The 17,811-nt window shown below is 41.2% G+C and carries 19 protein-coding genes and 2 pseudogenes; all 21 read left to right on the top strand.

Annotated features, from left to right (window positions below):
- Positions 1-185 precede the first annotated feature (185 nt).
- Complete coding sequence (locus tag CVD23_RS00825) at positions 186-1,274, top strand: tartrate dehydrogenase (RefSeq protein WP_101664746.1); 1,089 nt, start codon at positions 186-188, stop codon at positions 1,272-1,274.
- Positions 1,275-1,284: 10 nt separating this feature from the next.
- A complete protein-coding gene (locus tag CVD23_RS00820) occupies positions 1,285-1,896 on the top strand; it encodes a flavin reductase family protein (RefSeq protein ID WP_101664744.1) in 612 nt (203 codons plus the stop codon).
- A gap of 547 nt (positions 1,897-2,443) precedes the next feature.
- Positions 2,444-3,202: a 3-oxoacyl-ACP reductase FabG gene (gene fabG, locus CVD23_RS00815; protein WP_101578732.1), complete on the top strand. Its 759-nt coding sequence runs from the start codon at positions 2,444-2,446 to the stop codon at positions 3,200-3,202.
- Positions 3,203-3,277: 75 nt separating this feature from the next.
- Positions 3,278-4,054: a DeoR/GlpR family DNA-binding transcription regulator gene (locus tag CVD23_RS00810; protein ID WP_101664742.1), complete on the top strand. Its 777-nt coding sequence runs from the start codon at positions 3,278-3,280 to the stop codon at positions 4,052-4,054.
- Between the two features lie 64 nt (positions 4,055-4,118).
- Positions 4,119-5,381 (top strand): class-III pyridoxal-phosphate-dependent aminotransferase, encoded by a 1,263-nt coding sequence (locus CVD23_RS00805; RefSeq protein WP_101664740.1) that lies wholly within the window; start codon positions 4,119-4,121, stop codon positions 5,379-5,381.
- Between the two features lie 21 nt (positions 5,382-5,402).
- The gene (locus tag CVD23_RS00800; protein WP_101664738.1) at positions 5,403-6,416 is read left to right on the top strand and encodes a phosphotransferase enzyme family protein; all 1,014 of its coding nucleotides are present in this window, start codon (positions 5,403-5,405) and stop codon (positions 6,414-6,416) included.
- Between the two features lie 72 nt (positions 6,417-6,488).
- The gene (locus CVD23_RS21740; RefSeq protein ID WP_180955463.1) at positions 6,489-6,932 is read left to right on the top strand and encodes a hypothetical protein; all 444 of its coding nucleotides are present in this window, start codon (positions 6,489-6,491) and stop codon (positions 6,930-6,932) included.
- 68 nt (positions 6,933-7,000) lie between these two features.
- Complete coding sequence (locus CVD23_RS00790; RefSeq protein ID WP_180955487.1) at positions 7,001-8,497, top strand: aldehyde dehydrogenase family protein; 1,497 nt, start codon at positions 7,001-7,003, stop codon at positions 8,495-8,497.
- Between the two features lie 16 nt (positions 8,498-8,513).
- Positions 8,514-8,804, top strand: a complete 291-nt coding sequence (locus CVD23_RS00785; RefSeq protein ID WP_101578736.1) for a BMC domain-containing protein — start codon at positions 8,514-8,516, stop codon at positions 8,802-8,804.
- 36 nt (positions 8,805-8,840) lie between these two features.
- Complete coding sequence (locus CVD23_RS00780) at positions 8,841-9,509, top strand: phosphate propanoyltransferase (RefSeq protein ID WP_101578737.1); 669 nt, start codon at positions 8,841-8,843, stop codon at positions 9,507-9,509.
- Positions 9,493-10,149 (top strand): hypothetical protein, encoded by a 657-nt coding sequence (locus CVD23_RS00775; protein ID WP_101664725.1) that lies wholly within the window; start codon positions 9,493-9,495, stop codon positions 10,147-10,149. Before CVD23_RS00780 ends, CVD23_RS00775 begins: the two co-directional genes overlap by 17 nt.
- A gap of 14 nt (positions 10,150-10,163) precedes the next feature.
- Positions 10,164-10,448, top strand: a complete 285-nt coding sequence (locus tag CVD23_RS00770; RefSeq protein WP_101578739.1) for a EutN/CcmL family microcompartment protein — start codon at positions 10,164-10,166, stop codon at positions 10,446-10,448.
- Entirely contained in the window at positions 10,441-10,788 is a 348-nt protein-coding gene (locus CVD23_RS00765) for a BMC domain-containing protein (RefSeq protein WP_101664723.1), read from the top strand. Before CVD23_RS00770 ends, CVD23_RS00765 begins: the two co-directional genes overlap by 8 nt.
- Before the next feature lie 79 nt (positions 10,789-10,867).
- Positions 10,868-11,806 (top strand): malate dehydrogenase, encoded by a 939-nt coding sequence (gene mdh / locus CVD23_RS00760; RefSeq protein WP_101664721.1) that lies wholly within the window; start codon positions 10,868-10,870, stop codon positions 11,804-11,806.
- A gap of 208 nt (positions 11,807-12,014) precedes the next feature.
- Positions 12,015-13,616, top strand: coding sequence for an APC family permease (locus CVD23_RS00755; protein WP_180955461.1), 1,602 nt, complete (start codon positions 12,015-12,017; stop codon positions 13,614-13,616).
- A 43-nt stretch (positions 13,617-13,659) separates the two neighbouring features.
- A complete protein-coding gene (locus tag CVD23_RS00750) occupies positions 13,660-14,592 on the top strand; it encodes a metallophosphoesterase family protein (protein WP_101664717.1) in 933 nt (310 codons plus the stop codon).
- Positions 14,593-14,702: 110 nt separating this feature from the next.
- Complete coding sequence (locus tag CVD23_RS00745) at positions 14,703-15,602, top strand: acetamidase/formamidase family protein (RefSeq protein ID WP_101664715.1); 900 nt, start codon at positions 14,703-14,705, stop codon at positions 15,600-15,602.
- Between the two features lie 214 nt (positions 15,603-15,816).
- Positions 15,817-15,882, top strand: a pseudogene (locus CVD23_RS22745) (hypothetical protein); the annotation flags it as partial.
- A gap of 38 nt (positions 15,883-15,920) precedes the next feature.
- Positions 15,921-16,064: pseudogene (locus tag CVD23_RS00735) on the top strand (family 1 glycosylhydrolase); the annotation flags it as partial.
- 223 nt (positions 16,065-16,287) lie between these two features.
- Positions 16,288-16,866 carry a TetR/AcrR family transcriptional regulator gene (locus tag CVD23_RS00730; protein ID WP_180955460.1) on the top strand — a complete coding sequence of 193 codons (579 nt, stop codon included), beginning with the start codon at positions 16,288-16,290 and terminating at the stop codon, positions 16,864-16,866.
- Positions 16,867-17,377: 511 nt separating this feature from the next.
- Positions 17,378-17,800, top strand: coding sequence for a RidA family protein (locus CVD23_RS00725; protein WP_180955458.1), 423 nt, complete (start codon positions 17,378-17,380; stop codon positions 17,798-17,800).
- The last annotated feature ends 11 nt before the right edge of the window (positions 17,801-17,811 follow it).

The raw sequence follows: 17,811 nt of genomic DNA, 5'->3' as shown, positions 1-17,811 counted from the left end.
TTAAATATCGAGGGCGCGGATGCGAGGGTTTAAATTTAAAAGCAGAGGTTCCAAACGCCGGGCATCTGTTATCAGGTAAATTTTAAGGATAGAAAGATTGGTTAAAAGCAACACAGGGATGGCGTAATGCTCGTCATCCCGTTGACTAATAAAGGGATAAATCAAAACCGGATAGGAGACGTATGATGAAAAAGTACAGAATCGCGGTAATCCCGGGAGATGGTATCGGGCCGGAGGTAGTGGCAGAAGGAATTAAGGTATTAAATAAAGTGGCAGAATTGGATGCCAGCTTTGAATTTGAATTTACTTATTTTCCTTGGGGATGTGAATATTATAGCCAATATGGAAAAATGATGGAGGATGATGGGCTGGAGCAGCTTAAGGACTATGATGCAATATACCTTGGTGCTGTTGGTTATCCGGGCGTTCCTGACCATATTTCCCTGTGGGAGCTTTTGCTGAAAATCCGCAAGGGTTTCGATCAGTATGTAAACCTTCGCCCGATCAAATTGCTGGAAGGAGCACCATGTCCTCTAAAGGATGTTTCCCGAGAGCAGATTGATATGCTGGTCATCAGAGAAAACAGTGAGGGTGAATATGCTGGTGCCGGGGATTGGCTTTTTAAAGATCAGCCTCATGAAGTGGTTTTGCAAACCGGTGTTTTTTCAAGAACTGGAGTGGAGAGAATCATTCGCTATGGATACGAAGAGGCCCGAAAGCAAGGAAAATCGCTGACCAGTATCAGCAAAGGCAATGCGTTGAATTATTCGATGGTATTCTGGGATCAGGTGTTTGACGAGGTCGGAAAAGAATATCCAGATGTTAAAACATATTCTTACCTAGTTGATGCAGCCGCCATGTTTTTCGTTAAACAGCCATGGCGTTTTGAAATTGTGGTGACTTCCAATTTGTTTGGCGACATTATTACAGATTTAGGGGCGGCCATTGCAGGCGGGCTGGGCCTTGCGGCTGGTGCAAATATTAACCCTAGCCGTCAATTCCCATCCATGTTTGAGCCAATTCACGGATCTGCACCTGATATTGCAGGAAAAAATATCGCCAATCCTTTAGCGGCTATTTGGTCTGCCAGCCAGATATTGGATTTCTTCGGTCATCAAGAATGGGGAAAAGAAGTGCTTAACTCTATTGAACAGGTGTTGACTGAAGGGCAAGCGCTGACTCCTGATATGGACGGCCAATCTACTACAATGGAAGTAGGCGAAGCTGTTACAGGCAAGTTACGCAGCCTTAAAACCGAATCAATTAATGGATAGGAGGTAACGCATGCTTTCTATAGACCCGAACACTTTGGAGGAAAAAGAAAATTATAAATTCTTAACCGGCAGCATTATTCCAAGGCCGATTGCTTTTGTCACATCAGTTTCTAAGGAGGGTGTATTGAATGGGGCTCCGTTCAGCTATTTTAATATTGTTGCTTCCAGCCCTCCGTTAATTTCTCTTTCTATTCAAAGAAAACAAGGAGTTCGAAAGGATACTGCACGCAACATTATTCAAAATCGCGAATTCGTCGTCCATATTACGGATGAGGAAAATGTTGAAAGAATCAATATCACAGCTGCGAGCCTGCCAGCCGCTGAAAGCGAAATATCTCTGGCTCGATTAACACCTGCAGAAAGTAATAAAATATCGGTCCCAGGAATAAAGGAAGCAAAAATACGTTTTGAATGCGTGCTCGAAGATTTTCTGGAGTTGGGTGGTACAAAAGGAGAGCCAGCATGCGACTTGCTGATCGGCCGGGTTGTCCAGTATCATATCGAAAATGATTTATATGAACAGGGCAGAATCAACAAGGATATGCTTGCTGCTGTCAGCCGCCTGGCAGGCAACGACTATGCCACAATAGGAAAAGTTTTCTCGATCAAGAGGCCGAAGTAGCCTGATATAGCTAAACAAACCAGAAAACCGTACTGCCTCGGAAGTATACAAAGGAGTACATAGCGAATAATTTTTTGAGGGTGTTCCAAAAGCTTAGCTTTTGAAACATCCTCTTTTTCTAGTTAGTAAGAAAACATCCCTTCGTTCCATTATTATGCCACGACCCTACTAACCGCGCCCGGGACACAATTGACAAACCACCTTCATGAGAAAGTGATAAGATCTTTTAATATCAACACAAGAGTAGCTCGGCATTCTATTTATAGTTGAGTAAAGTTTTATTAAAATACTGTGTTATCTACACAAACATCCAATCCTCTGACTTAGTACCCGATCGAAAAGTATTGCTCACACGAAATATAATTAGCACTATTTACATACGGAAGTTACAAGTTGTCGGAATATTAAGTAATCAACACTCATACACATTACTATCAACTGAAATCAACAACAATACACAAAACATCCAACAAAAATTTATAGATTCCCATGGCATGATGTGGTTTTTTAAAATAACCCAACATAAATGTAAAAAGGAGTTGTTCATATGTTTGATTCTGTAAAAGGAAAGACTGTTATCGTCACTGGCGGCAGTAAAGGGATTGGAAAAGGAATCGCACGGACTTTTGCGAATCATGGAGCGAATGTGGCGATTGTTGCAAGAAATCTTGCTGCTGCAGAAGCATGTGCAGTTGAACTTAATCGGGGGAATGGCAAAGTTTATGCACTTTGTGGGGATGTTACAGACCGTGGATCCATGGAGGCAGTGGCTAAACAGGTCAATGAAACATTTGGCAGCATCGATGTGTTATGTGCGAATGCCGGAATCTTTCCTTCAGTAACCCTTGAGCAAATGACAACCGAAGATTGGGATACTGTCATGAATACTAATGCGAAGGGAACTTTGCATGCTGTACAAGCGTGTATACCATACCTAAAACAAGCGACATATGGACGTATCGTGATTACCTCTTCGATTACTGGCCCTGTTACCGGTTACGCGGGTTGGTCGCACTATGCAGCGAGCAAGGCAGCACAACTGGGTTTTATGAGAACAGCGGCATTGGAGCTGGCTGGTGATAATATCACGGTCAATGCGGTGCTGCCAGGAAATGTACTTACGGAAGGATTAGAAGGTTTAGGGGATGATTATCTGCAAGAGATGGCATCTGCCATTCCAATGCAAAAATTAGGGAGTGTCGAAGATATCGGTTATGCTGCGCTATTTTTAGCATCAAAGGAAGCAGGCTTTATCACAGGGCAGACGATCATTGTTGATGGCGGTCAAATTTTACCTGAAAATTAAAAAAATAGTGATATTTTTAATAGCTGTTGAAATGTTTAGTGCTCCAATTCATTAACGTAATAGGTGGTACTAAAAATGTCATTATCCTTTAAGGAACGCAAAATAACGATATTGGAAGCTTTAGCAAGAGAAGAAAAGGTGCAGGTCCGGGAACTGGCCAATAAACTTCAGGTTTCCGATGAAACGATCCGGCGTGATTTGGATCGGCTTGAAAAAGAAGGAATACTGAAGAAGGTTTATGGAGGAGCTGTAAAAACGAAGATCAATAGTTGGGAATTACCCTTTGACCAAAAAACAACTATTAATATAAGAGAAAAACAAGCCATTTGCAGGACGGCGGCGCAATTGGTTGAAGATGGTGACATTATCATGATAGGTAATGGGACCACACCATTAGAAATTGTTCATCACTTAGCGAATAAAAATGATATTACACTGATTACCCATTCTATTCCTGTTATGTTGATAGCCATGGAAGTATTTAAAGGTCGTATGATTTTTACCGGCGGGGAATTTGAAGGAAATCAAAAATACACCAGCGGCCCCCTCTCTGAAAGGATGCTTGAGATGCTGAAGGCAAATAAAGCGTTCATATCTGCAGGGGGAATCTCAACGGTCAACGGAATTACAGACTATGATATCAGCGGATCAAGCATCTCCCGGAAAATGATTGAACGTGCTGACGATGTCTTTATACTGGCTGATCATTCCAAGTTCGGAAAAACGACCTTCGCCTATATGTGTTCCTTAACAGATGCGTCAATGATCATTACCGATAAGAGTTGCCCTGAGGAATGGAAAAAGATTTTAGCTGAAAAAGAAATTGAACTTTTGATAGCAGATGAAATGTAATTATAAAGGGATATTTATTGTAACCAACACACAAAACTGGTTTTAAAGAAGCGGGGAGAAGACCATGATCAAACAAAGAAATAAGGATTCTGTTCTTGAACAATCTATTAAATGGTGGAATCCTGGGAAAACAAGGCAATGGCAGAACGATGGCATTGATTTGGTAATGGGAAAACGTGAAGGATATTATTTCTACGATATCGATGGAAAAAAGTTAATGGACGTCCATTTAAATGGCGGGACATATAATCTGGGCCATCGTAATCCAGAAATTATTGCCACTTTAAAAGAAGCCTTAAATGAATTCGATATTGGAAACCACCATTTCCCTGCTATAACCCGCGCCCAGCTTTCAGAAGATCTTTCTAAATGTACACCGGACGGCTTACAGTATTCGATTTTCTCAAGTGGTGGAAGTGAAGCGATAGATGTTGCCATAAAATGTGCCCGTTATGCGACAAAACGAAAAAAAATCGTGTCCATTCTATATGGTTACCATGGACATACTGGACTGGCAGTATCTTTGGGAAATGAACGGTATTCCCGTCCCTTCTTAAGCGAAGGGAATCCAGAGGATTTTATTCATGTGCCTTTTAATGATTTGGAGACAATGGAGATGGTCCTTTGTCATGAAGATGTTGCCTGTGTGGTAATCGAAACCATTCCGGCTACATACGGTTTTCCTCTTCCGGAAAATAGGTACCTCGCTTCCGTCAAAAGTATGTGTGAAAAATATGGCTCTTTTTATATCGCTGATGAAGTGCAAACTGGCTTAATGCGTACTGGAAAACTATGGGGGATCGAACACTATGGGGTTGAGCCCGATATTTTAGTTACTTCGAAGGGATTCAGTGGCGGCATATATCCGATCGCAGCCACCGTGGTCAACAAAAAAGCGGGAAACTGGATGAATGAGGATGGCTTTGCTCATATCTCGACATTTGGAGGTTCGGAGCTGGGCTGTATTGTCGCAATGAAGGTTTTAGAGATATCACAACGCAAGGAAGTGAAACAAAACGTCGATTTTGTCGCGCGCTATTTACGAACAGGACTCGAAACAATCAAAGAGCAATATTCTGATTTTATGGTGGGAATTCGTCAATTAGGCGTTGTGATGGGACTGGAATTCAGTCATCCAAAAGGAGCAATTTATGTTATGCAGTGTCTATATAAAAATGGAGTGTGGGCGATTTATTCGATGCTTGATAATAAGGTTCTGCAATTTAAGCCTGGATTGCTTTGTGATAAAGATTATTGTGATGAACTGCTTTCGCGCTGTGAACTGAGTATTAAACAGGCAGCACAAAAGGCTTATAGCTATAACTAACGCATAGAAGGGAGAAGTAAAATGAGCGATTCATCCGTCGACCCTTTAAAAGATTCGTTAGAAAAATTTAATCAAATTGCTAATAGCGCTATCCATTTGTACCCCTTTTTGTCCCAAGCTAAGATTCAACTTCTCAATTACTCGGAAAATGCTACCTATCTAGTGGACAATTCCGTCACAGGTAAAAATTATGTATTGCGGGTGGGACGTCCCGGATACCATAGCAAATCTGAAGTTGAAAGTGAGCTCGCATGGTTGAGATCAATAGATGCACACTCTTCTATCAAAGTTTCATTACCTATTTCCGGAAGTAACGGTGATGATGTTCAGGTAGTAGACCATGAACAAAACCCATACTACTGTACCTTGTTCACTTTTTTAGAAGGCAGTGCCCCGGATGAAGATAATGAAAATGAACTAATCAAACAATTTGAATTTCTGGGTGAAATTACAGCTCAATTACATGAACATAGTGTCAATAACAGGAAAAACCTCACACATCTTAGCCGACTGACTTGGGACTATGAAACCATTCTTGGGCCAAACCCGAAGTGGGGAAGATGGCAGGATGGTTTAGCAATTACACCTGAAAGAGCGAAATTGTTTTCCAAAGTATCAGAAAAAATTAAAGAAAGACTTGATCGCTTTGGAAAAGGGCCTGATCGATATGGATTAATTCATTCAGATTTACGGCTTGCGAATTTACTTGTTGAACGCGATCAAATAAAAGTGATTGATTTTGATGATTGCGGTTTTGGCTGGTATCTTTATGATTTGGCTACCTCGTTAAGTTTTATCGAACATAAATCATATGTGCATGCGCTAATTGATGCATGGTTAACAGGTTATCGAAAGATTCGTTCTCTGACTGAAGAGGAGGAACTTGAAATCCCTACTTTTATTATGATGCGCAGATTACAGCTAATAGCCTGGATCGGCAGTCGGGATAATGAAACGACCAGGGAATTAGGGAGTGGTTTTACAGTTGACACTGACTCTTTGGCAGAAAAATATGTACAATATGCAGAAATATAATTTCTGCACTAAACGCTTTTCAACATCAATTTAAACAAAATGCAATCGGTATGCGCATTGGAGGCGAGAAAAATGAATGCGGCCTTAGTAGAAAAGATTACGAGATTGGTACTTTTAGAGCTAAAGGAGAACTCTCATTCCTCTTTAGAATGTAGCTGGAACGATAGACATCCTTCCACGGATGTGCAGCCTAATTATCGTCCACTCACAGAAGAGGAGTTGAAGAAATGGAATGCTATTTCTTCTTCTATTGGTATAGCACAAACAACGAAATCTTCTATTGATGAAAACCCAAAACTGATTCCTCTAACAGAGGAAGAGTTGAAAGTTTGGGAGATTATTTCTTCTTCTATTGGAACAGGGAAAAATGCAAAACCTTCTGAACACGAACATGCTCCTTTTTCAGACGAGGACCCGCAACATTGCTCTCCTAAAAAGGAAACAAAAACCGGAATGTACACGGATGTAGACAAAGATTTGAGAAATGCTAAGGTGAAATTCTTTCGCCATCATTAACGATAGAGATTGTGAAAGGAGTGTTCCCCATTATTGAACTGGACTATGACTTGAAATCGATCCAGGAAATGAGAGAAGCGGTTCGCCGCGCGAACGAGGCAATATTGAAGTTTCAACAGTTTTCACAGGAACAAGTCGATCGAATCGTTAAAAATATGGCGGAAGCTGCATATCAAGCATCCGAATCCTTAGCCCGGTTAGCAGTAGATGAAACGGGAATGGGTGTGGTCGAACATAAAAAGATCAAAAATGAATTAGGTTCCATGGGTGTCTATGAAGCGATTAAGGATCAGAAAACTGTTGGAGTGATTCGAACAGATCCAGTTAAGAAAATTACCGAAGTTGCTTATCCTTTCGGTGTGATAGCCGGTATTATTCCAACTACGAACCCTACTTCAACAGCCATCTTCAAAACCCTTATTTCACTGAAAGCACAAAATGGGATTGTCGTAAGCCCTCATCCATCGGCCGTAAATTGTACAGTAGAAGCATTGAAAATTTGTAACGAAGCAGCTGTAGAAGCTGGTGCTCCAGAAGGACTAATCGGTTGGATCACAACACCAACCATGGCAGCGGCCACCCAACTAATGCAACATCACGATATCAATCTGATCCTGGCAACAGGAGGAGGTGGATTAGTTCGAGCTGCGTATAGTTCTGGAAAACCAGCCTACGGGGTGGGACCGGGGAATGTACCAGTATATATCGATAAAACAGCTAATGTAAATAAGGCAGTAAAGATGATTGTCGATAGTAAAACGTTTGATAATGGCACCATTTGTGCCACAGAACAATCAATTGTCGTTCACAGAAATATTAAAGAAATAACGATTAGAGAGTTAAAAAATAACGGCGCATACTTTCTTAATGAAGCTGAAAAAGCAAAGGTGGAAAATATTATTTCCCCCGTAAAAGGCAAGCTAAACCCGGCTATTGTGGGACGAACAGCTGAAACCATTGCTGAAATGGCCGGAATTGAGGTTCCGAACGGGACACGAATATTAATTTCTGAAGAAAACCGGATTGGGAAGGATATCCCTTTTTCGATTGAAAAACTGTCGCCAATTTTTGCTTTGTATACAGCAGATGATGTAGAAGAGGCGAAAACAATTTGTCTGGCATTATTGAATCTCGGAGGCAGAGGACATAGTTTGTCACTTCATTCAAACGATGAAACAGTAGTCAATATGTTTGGCATTGAAATGCCCGTTTCACGTATCTTGGTGAACACGCTTGCTTCCATCGGTGCCGCAGGAGCAACAACAGGATTAACAGCCTCAATGACATTGGGTTGCGGGTCATATGGCGGAAATATTACCTCCGACAATATCACAGCTCATCATTTGATCAATATAAAACGAATCGCCTATGGAATTAAAGATGTCTCGATACCAAAACCATCGAAATATACGAAAGAAGGGATTCAGCAAAACTTAACCACCGACAGCGTTGATCAAATTGTTAAACAAGTGATTAGAGAAGTGGATATGAAATCAACATCAGCTGATCCCGACTTAGTTTCGCAGTTGGTAAAGAGCGTTATCGAGAAGTATCAAAATCAATAATTAGGAGGAGTCCAGCATGGCTAAAGATATTAACGGTGCACTTGGAATGATCGAAACGAGAGGATTGGTTGCTTCATTGGAAGCGGCGGATGCGATGGTGAAGGCTGCCAATGTGAACATAGTAGGGAAGGTTCATGTAGGCGGAGGGATTGTTACTGTGCTTGTAACGGGTGATGTTGGGGCAGTTAAAGCGGCAACTGATGCAGGCAGCGCGGCTGCACAGCGTGTTGGGGAACTTATTTCCGTTCATGTCATTCCACGGCCTCATAATGAGCTGCAAATCATTCTGCCAAAAATAGAGTCTTGAAAACTAGCTAAGCAATAATAGAGTGAGGTTCATGAGATGATCAAACTTGACTCACAACAAATTGTAAAAGAAGTGTTACGAAAATTAGAGGAGAGAAGGCATGACACAATAGCTATTCCTGTTGCCGTTTCAGCGCGCCACTGTCATCTGAGTGGGATGGCTTTAGAAAAACTGTTTGGGAAAGGGTATCAGCTAACAAAGAAGTCGGATTTATCACAACCAGGCCAATTTGCTGCAAATGAAACGGTAACCATCGCAGGGCCCCGCGGGAGCATCGAGAAGGTTCGAGTCCTCGGACCGTTAAGAAGAGCGGCACAAGTTGAAATAAGTAGAACAGATTCGATCCGGCTCGGGGTGAATCCGCCGATCCGTGAGTCAGGAAACATTCAGGGCTCCTCCCCGGTAACAATTGTCGGACCAAAAGGAAGTATCTATTTGGACGAAGGATTGATCATCGCCCAGGCTCATATTCATATGCCACCAGCTGATGCGCATCACCTTGATTTGCACGACGGCGACTATGTAAAGGTAGAAATCTCTAATGAGGAGCGTCCGATCACGTTCGAACGGGTGCGTATTCGTGTATCGCCTAAATTCATATTAGAAATGCATATTGATACAGATGAAGCAAACGCTGGTGCGATAAAAAATGGCCAGAAAGGGAGATTAGTCAAAGCGGGGTTGACATATGACCAATCAATATGATGTTGAAGAAATTGTCATCGCAGTCCTCCGGAGAATGGAATCGGCTAAGCAGAAAAAGCAGCAGCTTCTTGTCATTGCTAAGGATCTGCAGCAACACAAGGAGCAGATAGAGGAGCTCAAATCGCATTGGGATGTCATCGAGAGGCAGCCTGATAGCAGTGATATTCCCTGTTCGACCTGCCAAGCGGTTTTTTTGGACGTGAATCAGGACTTACTTGTAAAGGGAGCATTAGGCATTATTGATACACCTGAGAGCTTGTTATTTTCCAAATTGATGTCTCAAGGATTCCATGTTGATTTTGTTCCGAACAACTCTTTATCGTGGATTCTAAAACCCCATGACAATCAAACGGTAAACAACAAATATATGACGCAGTTATTAGATTATCATCAACGATTACAAGATTTTGGGGTTCACTTTTATCCGTTGAAATCAATTATCCCAGAGGAAAAAGAGCAGTTGTCTCGTTCTTCCGACGGAAAGCAATTTATCAACTTTGATGAGAAATTACTAACGAAAGAGATAATTGATCGGTGGAAAGAGGACTGTATACATGTTCATCATGATACGATCATCACTCCTTTGGCACGAGATACCGCAAAAGAGAAGGACATAAAAATTATCGATGGCAGAGGCTAAAAGGGGAGTGACTCATGATCATTGGTACAGTGGTAGGCAACATCTGGGCAACACGAAAAGAGGAAGGATTAACAGGATTAAAGTTCTTGGTGATCCAGCCTGATCTGTTAGACCGTGATAATCCACGAGAGCCGGCATTGGTTGCAGTAGATCGGATCGGAGCCGGGTTAGGGGATAAAGTAATGGTTACGAAAGGTTCCCCTGCTTCGTACTCAGACGATAATAGGTTACCCATAGATGCATTAGTGATCGGAATTATTGATGCAATTGATACACGAAAGGGTGAGGACGGTGACTAAAGCGTTAGGAATGGTGGAAACCAGGGGATTGGCAGCTTCGATCGAAGTAGCGGATGCGATGTTAAAGAATGCAAATGTCAGCCTTGTCAAACAGTCAATGGTAGACGCGGCACTGGTAACTATATTGGTAGAAGGTGATGTAAGTGCTGTGCAGTCTGCTGTTGAATCGGGCAAAAAAGTGGCGGAAAGAACGAAAGCACTAGTCGCCTTTAATGTCATTCCTCATCCCGATATCGACACGAGTCAATTGATCGAAGACAAAAATGAAGTTAAACAGTTAAAAAACGAACGGGAACAGACTGACAAACAATCAGCTGATACGGAAAACGCTGAGCAATAGAAGAATCAAAATCAGCAATGATGGAACCAGTTATCATTTCAATAGGGTTCAATATTTTTGGGGAAAGGGGGGATCAAACGTGTCATTTAAACGGAAAAAGTTTGCAGTGATTGGATCGGGATATACAGGCACCACGATCGCGTTAATGATTGCACAAAAAGAGCTTGGCGATATTGTGCTTGTTGATATTCCCTCTTTGCAGAACCCTACAAAAGGAAAAGCGCTAGACCTGTTAGAAACAGGACCGATACAAAAGTTTGATTATGCTATTACAGGAACCTGCAATTATGAAGATATTAGCGATGCAGATGTAGTTATTATCACTGCCGGGATTGCAAGAACACCGGGTATGACCAGGGACGATCTCGCTGCAACAAATGCACAAATAATGGCTGAAGTGTCAGCACAGATAGCTTACTATGCTCCTGAAAGCTATGTTTTAGTACTTAGCAACCCAGTAGATGCAATGACATATATTTGCTTTAAGTCGACCGGCTTTCCGAAAAACAGGGTGATCGGTCAATCCGGGGTGCTGGATACTGCCAGGTTTATTGCATTTGTCGCCGCAGAGTTAAATATTTCGGTTGAAGATGTTTCGGGTTTTGTTTTAGGAGGCCATGGAGATACAATGGTTCCTTTAATTCGTTATTCGTATGCAGGAGGAATCCCTTTAGAAAAAATTTTATCAGAAGAAAAAATTGCTGCGATTGTTGAACGAACCCGTAAAGGCGGAGAAGAAATTGTTAAATTGCTTGGCCAGGGAAGTGCTTATTATGCCCCTGCCGCTTCAATTGTCCAAATGGCAGAAGCGATAGTGAAAGACAAAAAGCGAATTCTTCCTTCCGTAGCATATTTGGAGGGAGAATACGGTTACGAAGATATATATCTTGGAGTTCCTGCGATTCTTGGCGGAAACGGCATAGAAAGTATTATTGAATTACCGCTAACAGCTGAAGAAAAACTAGCCTTGGACATTTCAGCTGAATCGGTAAAAAACGTTTTGAACCTGCTTAGATGAAGAAGAATATTTTTTTGAGATTAATTTTCAAAATATTTAAAAAATATTTCTCTTATTTTAGCAAGGAGGTGATTGTAGCGAAACAATACTGGAGTGTCGCAACTTTTGGAACCCTGTTGCTGCAACAAGTCGTAATGGATGTGTCAGATATAGTCTCTTTGGGTGCCTGAAATGTATGAGAAAACCATATGGAGAGAAGGGGGAAAACATGTCTAATTCTGGTCTCGCGTTGTTTGAACAGAAATCAAGCGGTGGCATCGCACGGCAAATCAGTCCAATCGATACGATGATCTACTCAGCTGCAAACCCGGGGTTAATGTTTGCACTCGTATACATTATGTGGGCTCCATTTTTGTATCCGGGGGCACATATGGTTTGGGCTATTTTAGCTGTATCACAAATGTTTATTATTGCAGGGTTATATTGGTTATTTTCCGTATCCATGCCAAGGTCAGGCGGTGAATATATCTATATTAGCCGTATTCTGCATCCGTCACTGGGCTTAATGGCGAGTTTTATGATTACCTTTACTTCAATCTCGTGGACAGGAATTCTGTTGAATTGGATTATAAAATGGTCCATTGTAGAATTCTTCTATTCGATTGCGCTGATTAATGGCAATGATGCGACATGGCTTGGCTATGCTGAGTTTTTTAACAGTAATTACATGCATGCGCTCATCGGAACAGCCATGTTGCTGTTTATCTACTATATTTATTACAAAGGAACAAAGTGGATGGTGCGCTTGGCTTATATCACGTTAGGTGCCACACTTTTGGGAGCTGTAGTATTTATTATCGCAAACCTCGTAACCGGGCAAGGAACTTTTGCAGCAAATTTTACTCAACTAACAGGCTTAAACTATGACGATGTCATTACTATTGCTAAACAAGATGGTTTTACTACAGAATTTCTTTTTGGTGCCACCTTCATGGCTGGATCAACTTATATCATTCTAAATACATTAGGTTCAACCTTTGGAGCAAATCTGGCTGGAGAAGTTCGTAATGTCCAAAAATCTCAGTTGCTTGCATTGTTTGGTTCCCTAGCTATATTAATGGTGATATGGGCTGTTTTCTATGGCATGACTTATATTAACTTTGGTGACGTATGGTCAAACAGCTTATATTATCTTTATAATGCCGGGCATGAGGCTTATCCATTTGCAGGTTATGATCCTTTTATCACGATCATGATTGGTATTATGACAAAGAGTCCTATTTTCGTGTTTTTAATTGCGATATGCTTCGCGATTGCCACATTTGGTTCAGCGGCTGGATTAGGCTTCGGCCCGTCCCGTAACTTCGTTGCCTGGTCATTTGACCGATTAATTCCTAAAAAATTTATGGAACTCAATCCAAAGACAAATTCACCGACGTATGCGTTGAAAACGATTATCGCAGCCGCCTGGGTTTTTCTGATGCTCGATATTTTCGTTCCGTCATGGACTGCAAATATCGCTTACACCATTTTCACCTGGTTCTTGGCGTGGATTTTCTTAGGAATTGCCGGGATCGTTTTTTCAACCCGAAAGAAAGTATTGTTTAATTCCTCGCCGCCGATTGTTAAGACTAAATTTTTGGGAATGCATTTGGTGACCATTTTAGGTTGGTTAACATTGGCGATCAGCGTGTCTATTTGTTATTATCTCCTGATCCCATTCTTTAGAGGCGATTTGCCATTTACGATGATTGTTGTATCCCTCTTGTTAATGTTGATCCCGATTGTCATCTATTTCGTTATGAAACGTTCGCATGCTAAAAAAGGCATCGATATCGATATCCAATTCCAGGAGATACCTTCTGACTGATAGTCTTTTAAAAATAATAAGAGCGATACGGGGTGAGGAGAAATTGAAGATATTTTATGCAGGCGACCTGCATGGCGCTGAAACCGCATTTCGGAAATTCACTAATGCCGGCAAGTTCTATAATGCTGATTTAGTCATGTATGGCGGGGACTTTACAGGAAAAATGGTTGTACCGATTGTGGAAAAGTCCGGGGTATATACGTGTACGTATTATGGTTCGACAGTGAAAGTGAAAAAGGCCAGTGAAATCCCGGATCTGGAAAGAAATTTACGGAATGCCGGATTTTATCCATTGGTAATCTCAGAAGCAGATTTAAATAGATTAAATGAGAACGATGCGGAAAGGATTATTAAAGAGAAGCAAATCGAAGTTCTGAAACAGTGGATTAAGTTGGCTGATGAACGATACCAAGCCGCAGGGATTCCTTGTATTATCATTCCGGGAAGCGTAGACGATTTTTATCTGGATGAGTTTCTTAACTCTGGAAGTTATCTTCAAAATGGAGATGGCAACATCATCGAGATTAATGGATTTGAAATCCTTTCTATTGGTGGCGGTAAACCAAGTGTATTTAAGTATCCACGCGAGTTCAGTGAGGAAGAACTGGCTGGAAAAATCAATGAGTTAGCTTCTCAAGTTAAAAACATGGCTAAATGTATTTTTAATATTCATATACCGCCTTACGACACAGATTTGGATCAAGGGACGTTGTATGATTCCGAATTAAAGCCAGTGCTTGATGGAGATGCGCTGGCAACTGCACCAGCAGGCAGCAAAGCCGTTCGCGAAGCAATTGAAATGTATCAACCATTGGTTGCCTTACATGGCCATGTTCATGAAAGCCGCGGGGTCACCACGATAGGAAGAACCGTTTGTATAAATGCCGGGACTGACTATGACCAAGGCCTGCTTAGAGGAGCGTTGATAGATGTTGGTGCAGATGGAAAAGTGGCTTATACTCTAACGGCTGGATAATGAAGCTGAGTGTTTACTATATTCATGTCGTGATAGATGAGGTGGAAGGCTTTTCTAAGTAATAGTTTCGTCTATAAAGCTATCTAAAAACAAAGTAAGGAGCATCAATCATGGAGATTATTGCTAAAGAGCAAGCTATCCTTAAGATGTCGCCAAAAAATGCACCTGTAAAAAAGGTGGAAGCAGGGACTACGGTCATTTTTGAAACTTATGACTGCTTCAGTAATCAAATTCAGCAGGAAGACCAGCCTTTTAGCTCAGTCGGATGGGATAAAATTAACCCCGCGACAGGCCCATTATTTGTCGAGGGGGCGGAGCCTGAGGATATTTTAAAAGTAACAATTATCGATATCAAGATTGATAGTAAAGGAGTCATGACGACTGCCCCTAAGCTTGGCGTTCTAGGGGATATCGTAACGGGCGAAACGACAAAAATCATTCCGATATATGATGGGAAAGCCATTTTCAATGACAAGATTCATATTCCCATTAAACCGATGATCGGAGTCATCGGCACTGCACCTGGAGACGAAGAAATTCCTACTGGAACCCCGGGTGCTCACGGCGGGAACATGGATTGCAAGAAAATTATTAAAGGCTCAACATTGTATTTACCAGTGAACGTGTCTGGCGCGTTGCTATCCATGGGTGATTTACATGCGGTTATGGCTGATGGTGAGATTGTGATATGCGGCCTGGAAGTTCCAGGGGAAGTAACAGTCAAAATGGATGTTATAAAAGGGGAATCCCTTCCGTTGCCAATGCTGGTTAGTGAAGACAGAGTAATAACAATTGCCTCTGCGCAAACATTGGATGACGCAGCAAAATTAGCAACCGTCAACATGCATCAGTTTTTAGTCAAGCAGCTTGGCCTTGAAATGGATGAAGCTGGAATGCTGTTATCATTGGTTGGTGATCTACGCATTTGCCAGGTTGTCGACCCTTTAATGACGGCTCGAATGGAACTGCCACAGTGGATATTGGATCAATATGAATACAAACTAAAATAGTGGGTGCTTCTCCAGCGTAAACAGACTGGTTAGGAACCGTTTAACTATGCCGAAAAATAAAGTCCTTGAATATCAAGGGCTTTTTATTCATCGGGCGGGCTCTGGCCCACTATTTGCAGCAGGCCATACAATTGTGTTTACGTGTAACAAACATTTACCTATGCAGTAATAGAACATAAAACATTGGCAACTACGTCAAAAGGGAGCAAAACATATGGAACACATCAAACTAAAACCATTTCCGAAGAGTTTTTTCTGGGGCTCTTCAACATCAGCTTATCAAGTTGAAGGGGCATGGGAAACGGATGGAAAAGGTCCATTTCTACACATCAAGGTTCAAGTAAGCGTTACGGCTTTATTTATGTTGACCGCGAAGAATTTGACTTAAAAGAACTGCGCCGCATTCCAAAAGAGAGTTTCTATTGGTATAAAAAAGTGATTAGAACAAACGGAATGATTTAGAAGAAAACACGGGTTTGTCCCATGTTTTCTTGCAATCGCTTTTTGTTGTTTTCGTAATGAGTGCAGCGGCAGATCTTTACTAGTTAACAAATTAGACCAAGAAACCGTTTTCTAATTAGTTGATTATTGATTAATTTACGTTATCATTAATATAGGACTTCCCATAAAGTGGGTTTTTACAAAGAACTTAATGATTCGTAAATTATTTAATCGGAGGCTAATTGTGAGTACAAATAAATCTATTACAACACGTGAAACGATATTGATAGAAGCATGCAAACTAGTGGGAAGAGAGGGGGTTTCACATTTAACCCTTGAAGGCGTTGCAAAAGAAGCGGGAATGAGTAAAGGAGGATTACTATACCATTTTCCTACTAAAGACACCTTAATTAAGGAAATGATTAACTATGTGATGGAATTATCGAATAATCATATTGAGGAGCACGCTGCACTTGAAGAAAATGACCCAGGTAAATGGCTTCGCGGCTTTGCTAACTCGTCCTTTGAACAGGGAGGCCTGCGCTTTCTGATGAGCTCCGGTTTACTTGCTACCATGTTATCTAATTCAGAATGGGTTGAATCCTGGCGCGAACGTTATGTGGAGTGGCATCAAAAAATAGAAAATGATCATAATGACTTGATTCTCGGCTATATCGTATTTTTGGCGGTAGACGGCTTATGGTATGCAGATTTGCTTGGGCTCAATCCTCCACAGGGAGAACTTCGACAAAAAATACTGGAAACTTTAATTAAACTTACTAAAATGGAAGGCCTGGGAGAAGAGCCAGACAGGCAGATGTAAAGTTATCAAATTTTTTTTTAAGCAGAACAGTTCTTAATATATAGAACACGCAGTCCATTGAAGATGGACTGTTTTTTTTGGTTTCCTGAAAATAAATGTTCAAAGGATGCAATGAAACAACAGGAATAATAAACTTTTAATCTTAATGAGTAACATCTAAAACAAACAAATAAAGCCAACCAAAAGGTTAAATTTTTTTCTTACTAAAAATTCGAAATATTTAAATTATATCGTTGACGTTTATACCGTCTGGACGGTATAATTAGTCCAAAAGTTAAAAACCAACCGTCCAGACGGTACAGAAAATAGTAATCGTTGAATTTCATTTAAAAAGCCAGAGTGAGGACAGTGAAAATAATTAAGCTTGGATAGTTATGGCTTCTTTATTTTCGAAATCGGGCGGACGGTATCTCAGTTTATTTAAGGGGGTGATCCATTATAGAAATCCTAAGTGGCCAATAAAAGACGTTTCCTTAAGCCAAAACGTATTCAAAAATGATGAGGTGAAATGATGGAAAAGACAAGAATCATGCCTAAAAATCATTGGGATTGGAGCATGCCTGTACCGTTCTCGCAAGGATGGAAAGTCGGGAATTTGATCTTTGTAGGAGGTCAAATTTCGGCGGATGAAAATGGCAAGACGATAGGTGTAGGTGATATTGAAGTCCAGACACGAAATGTGTTCGAAAATATTCGAAAGGTGCTCAACGAGGCAGGGGCCGATATGAAAGATATTGTCAAATTAAACACCTACTATGTATTTGATGAAGACGAAAACGAAGCAACTGAATTCTGGGAAAAGATGACGAGAGTACGGATGGAGTACCTTGCTGACCCTGGTCCCGTAGGAACTGCCATACGGATTGCCGGTTTTGCCTTTGAGGATCTGTTGATAGAAGTGGAAGCAATTGCAGTAGTACCCGATGGAGAATAGGAAGGAGGAAA

Source organism: Bacillus sp. V33-4 (assembly GCF_002860225.1).
GTDB classification, from domain to species: domain Bacteria; phylum Bacillota; class Bacilli; order Bacillales; family Cytobacillaceae; genus Bacillus_BJ; species Bacillus_BJ canaveralius.
The sequence above is the reverse complement of the archived record's forward strand: the minus strand, read 5'-3'. Positions and strand labels throughout refer to the sequence as shown.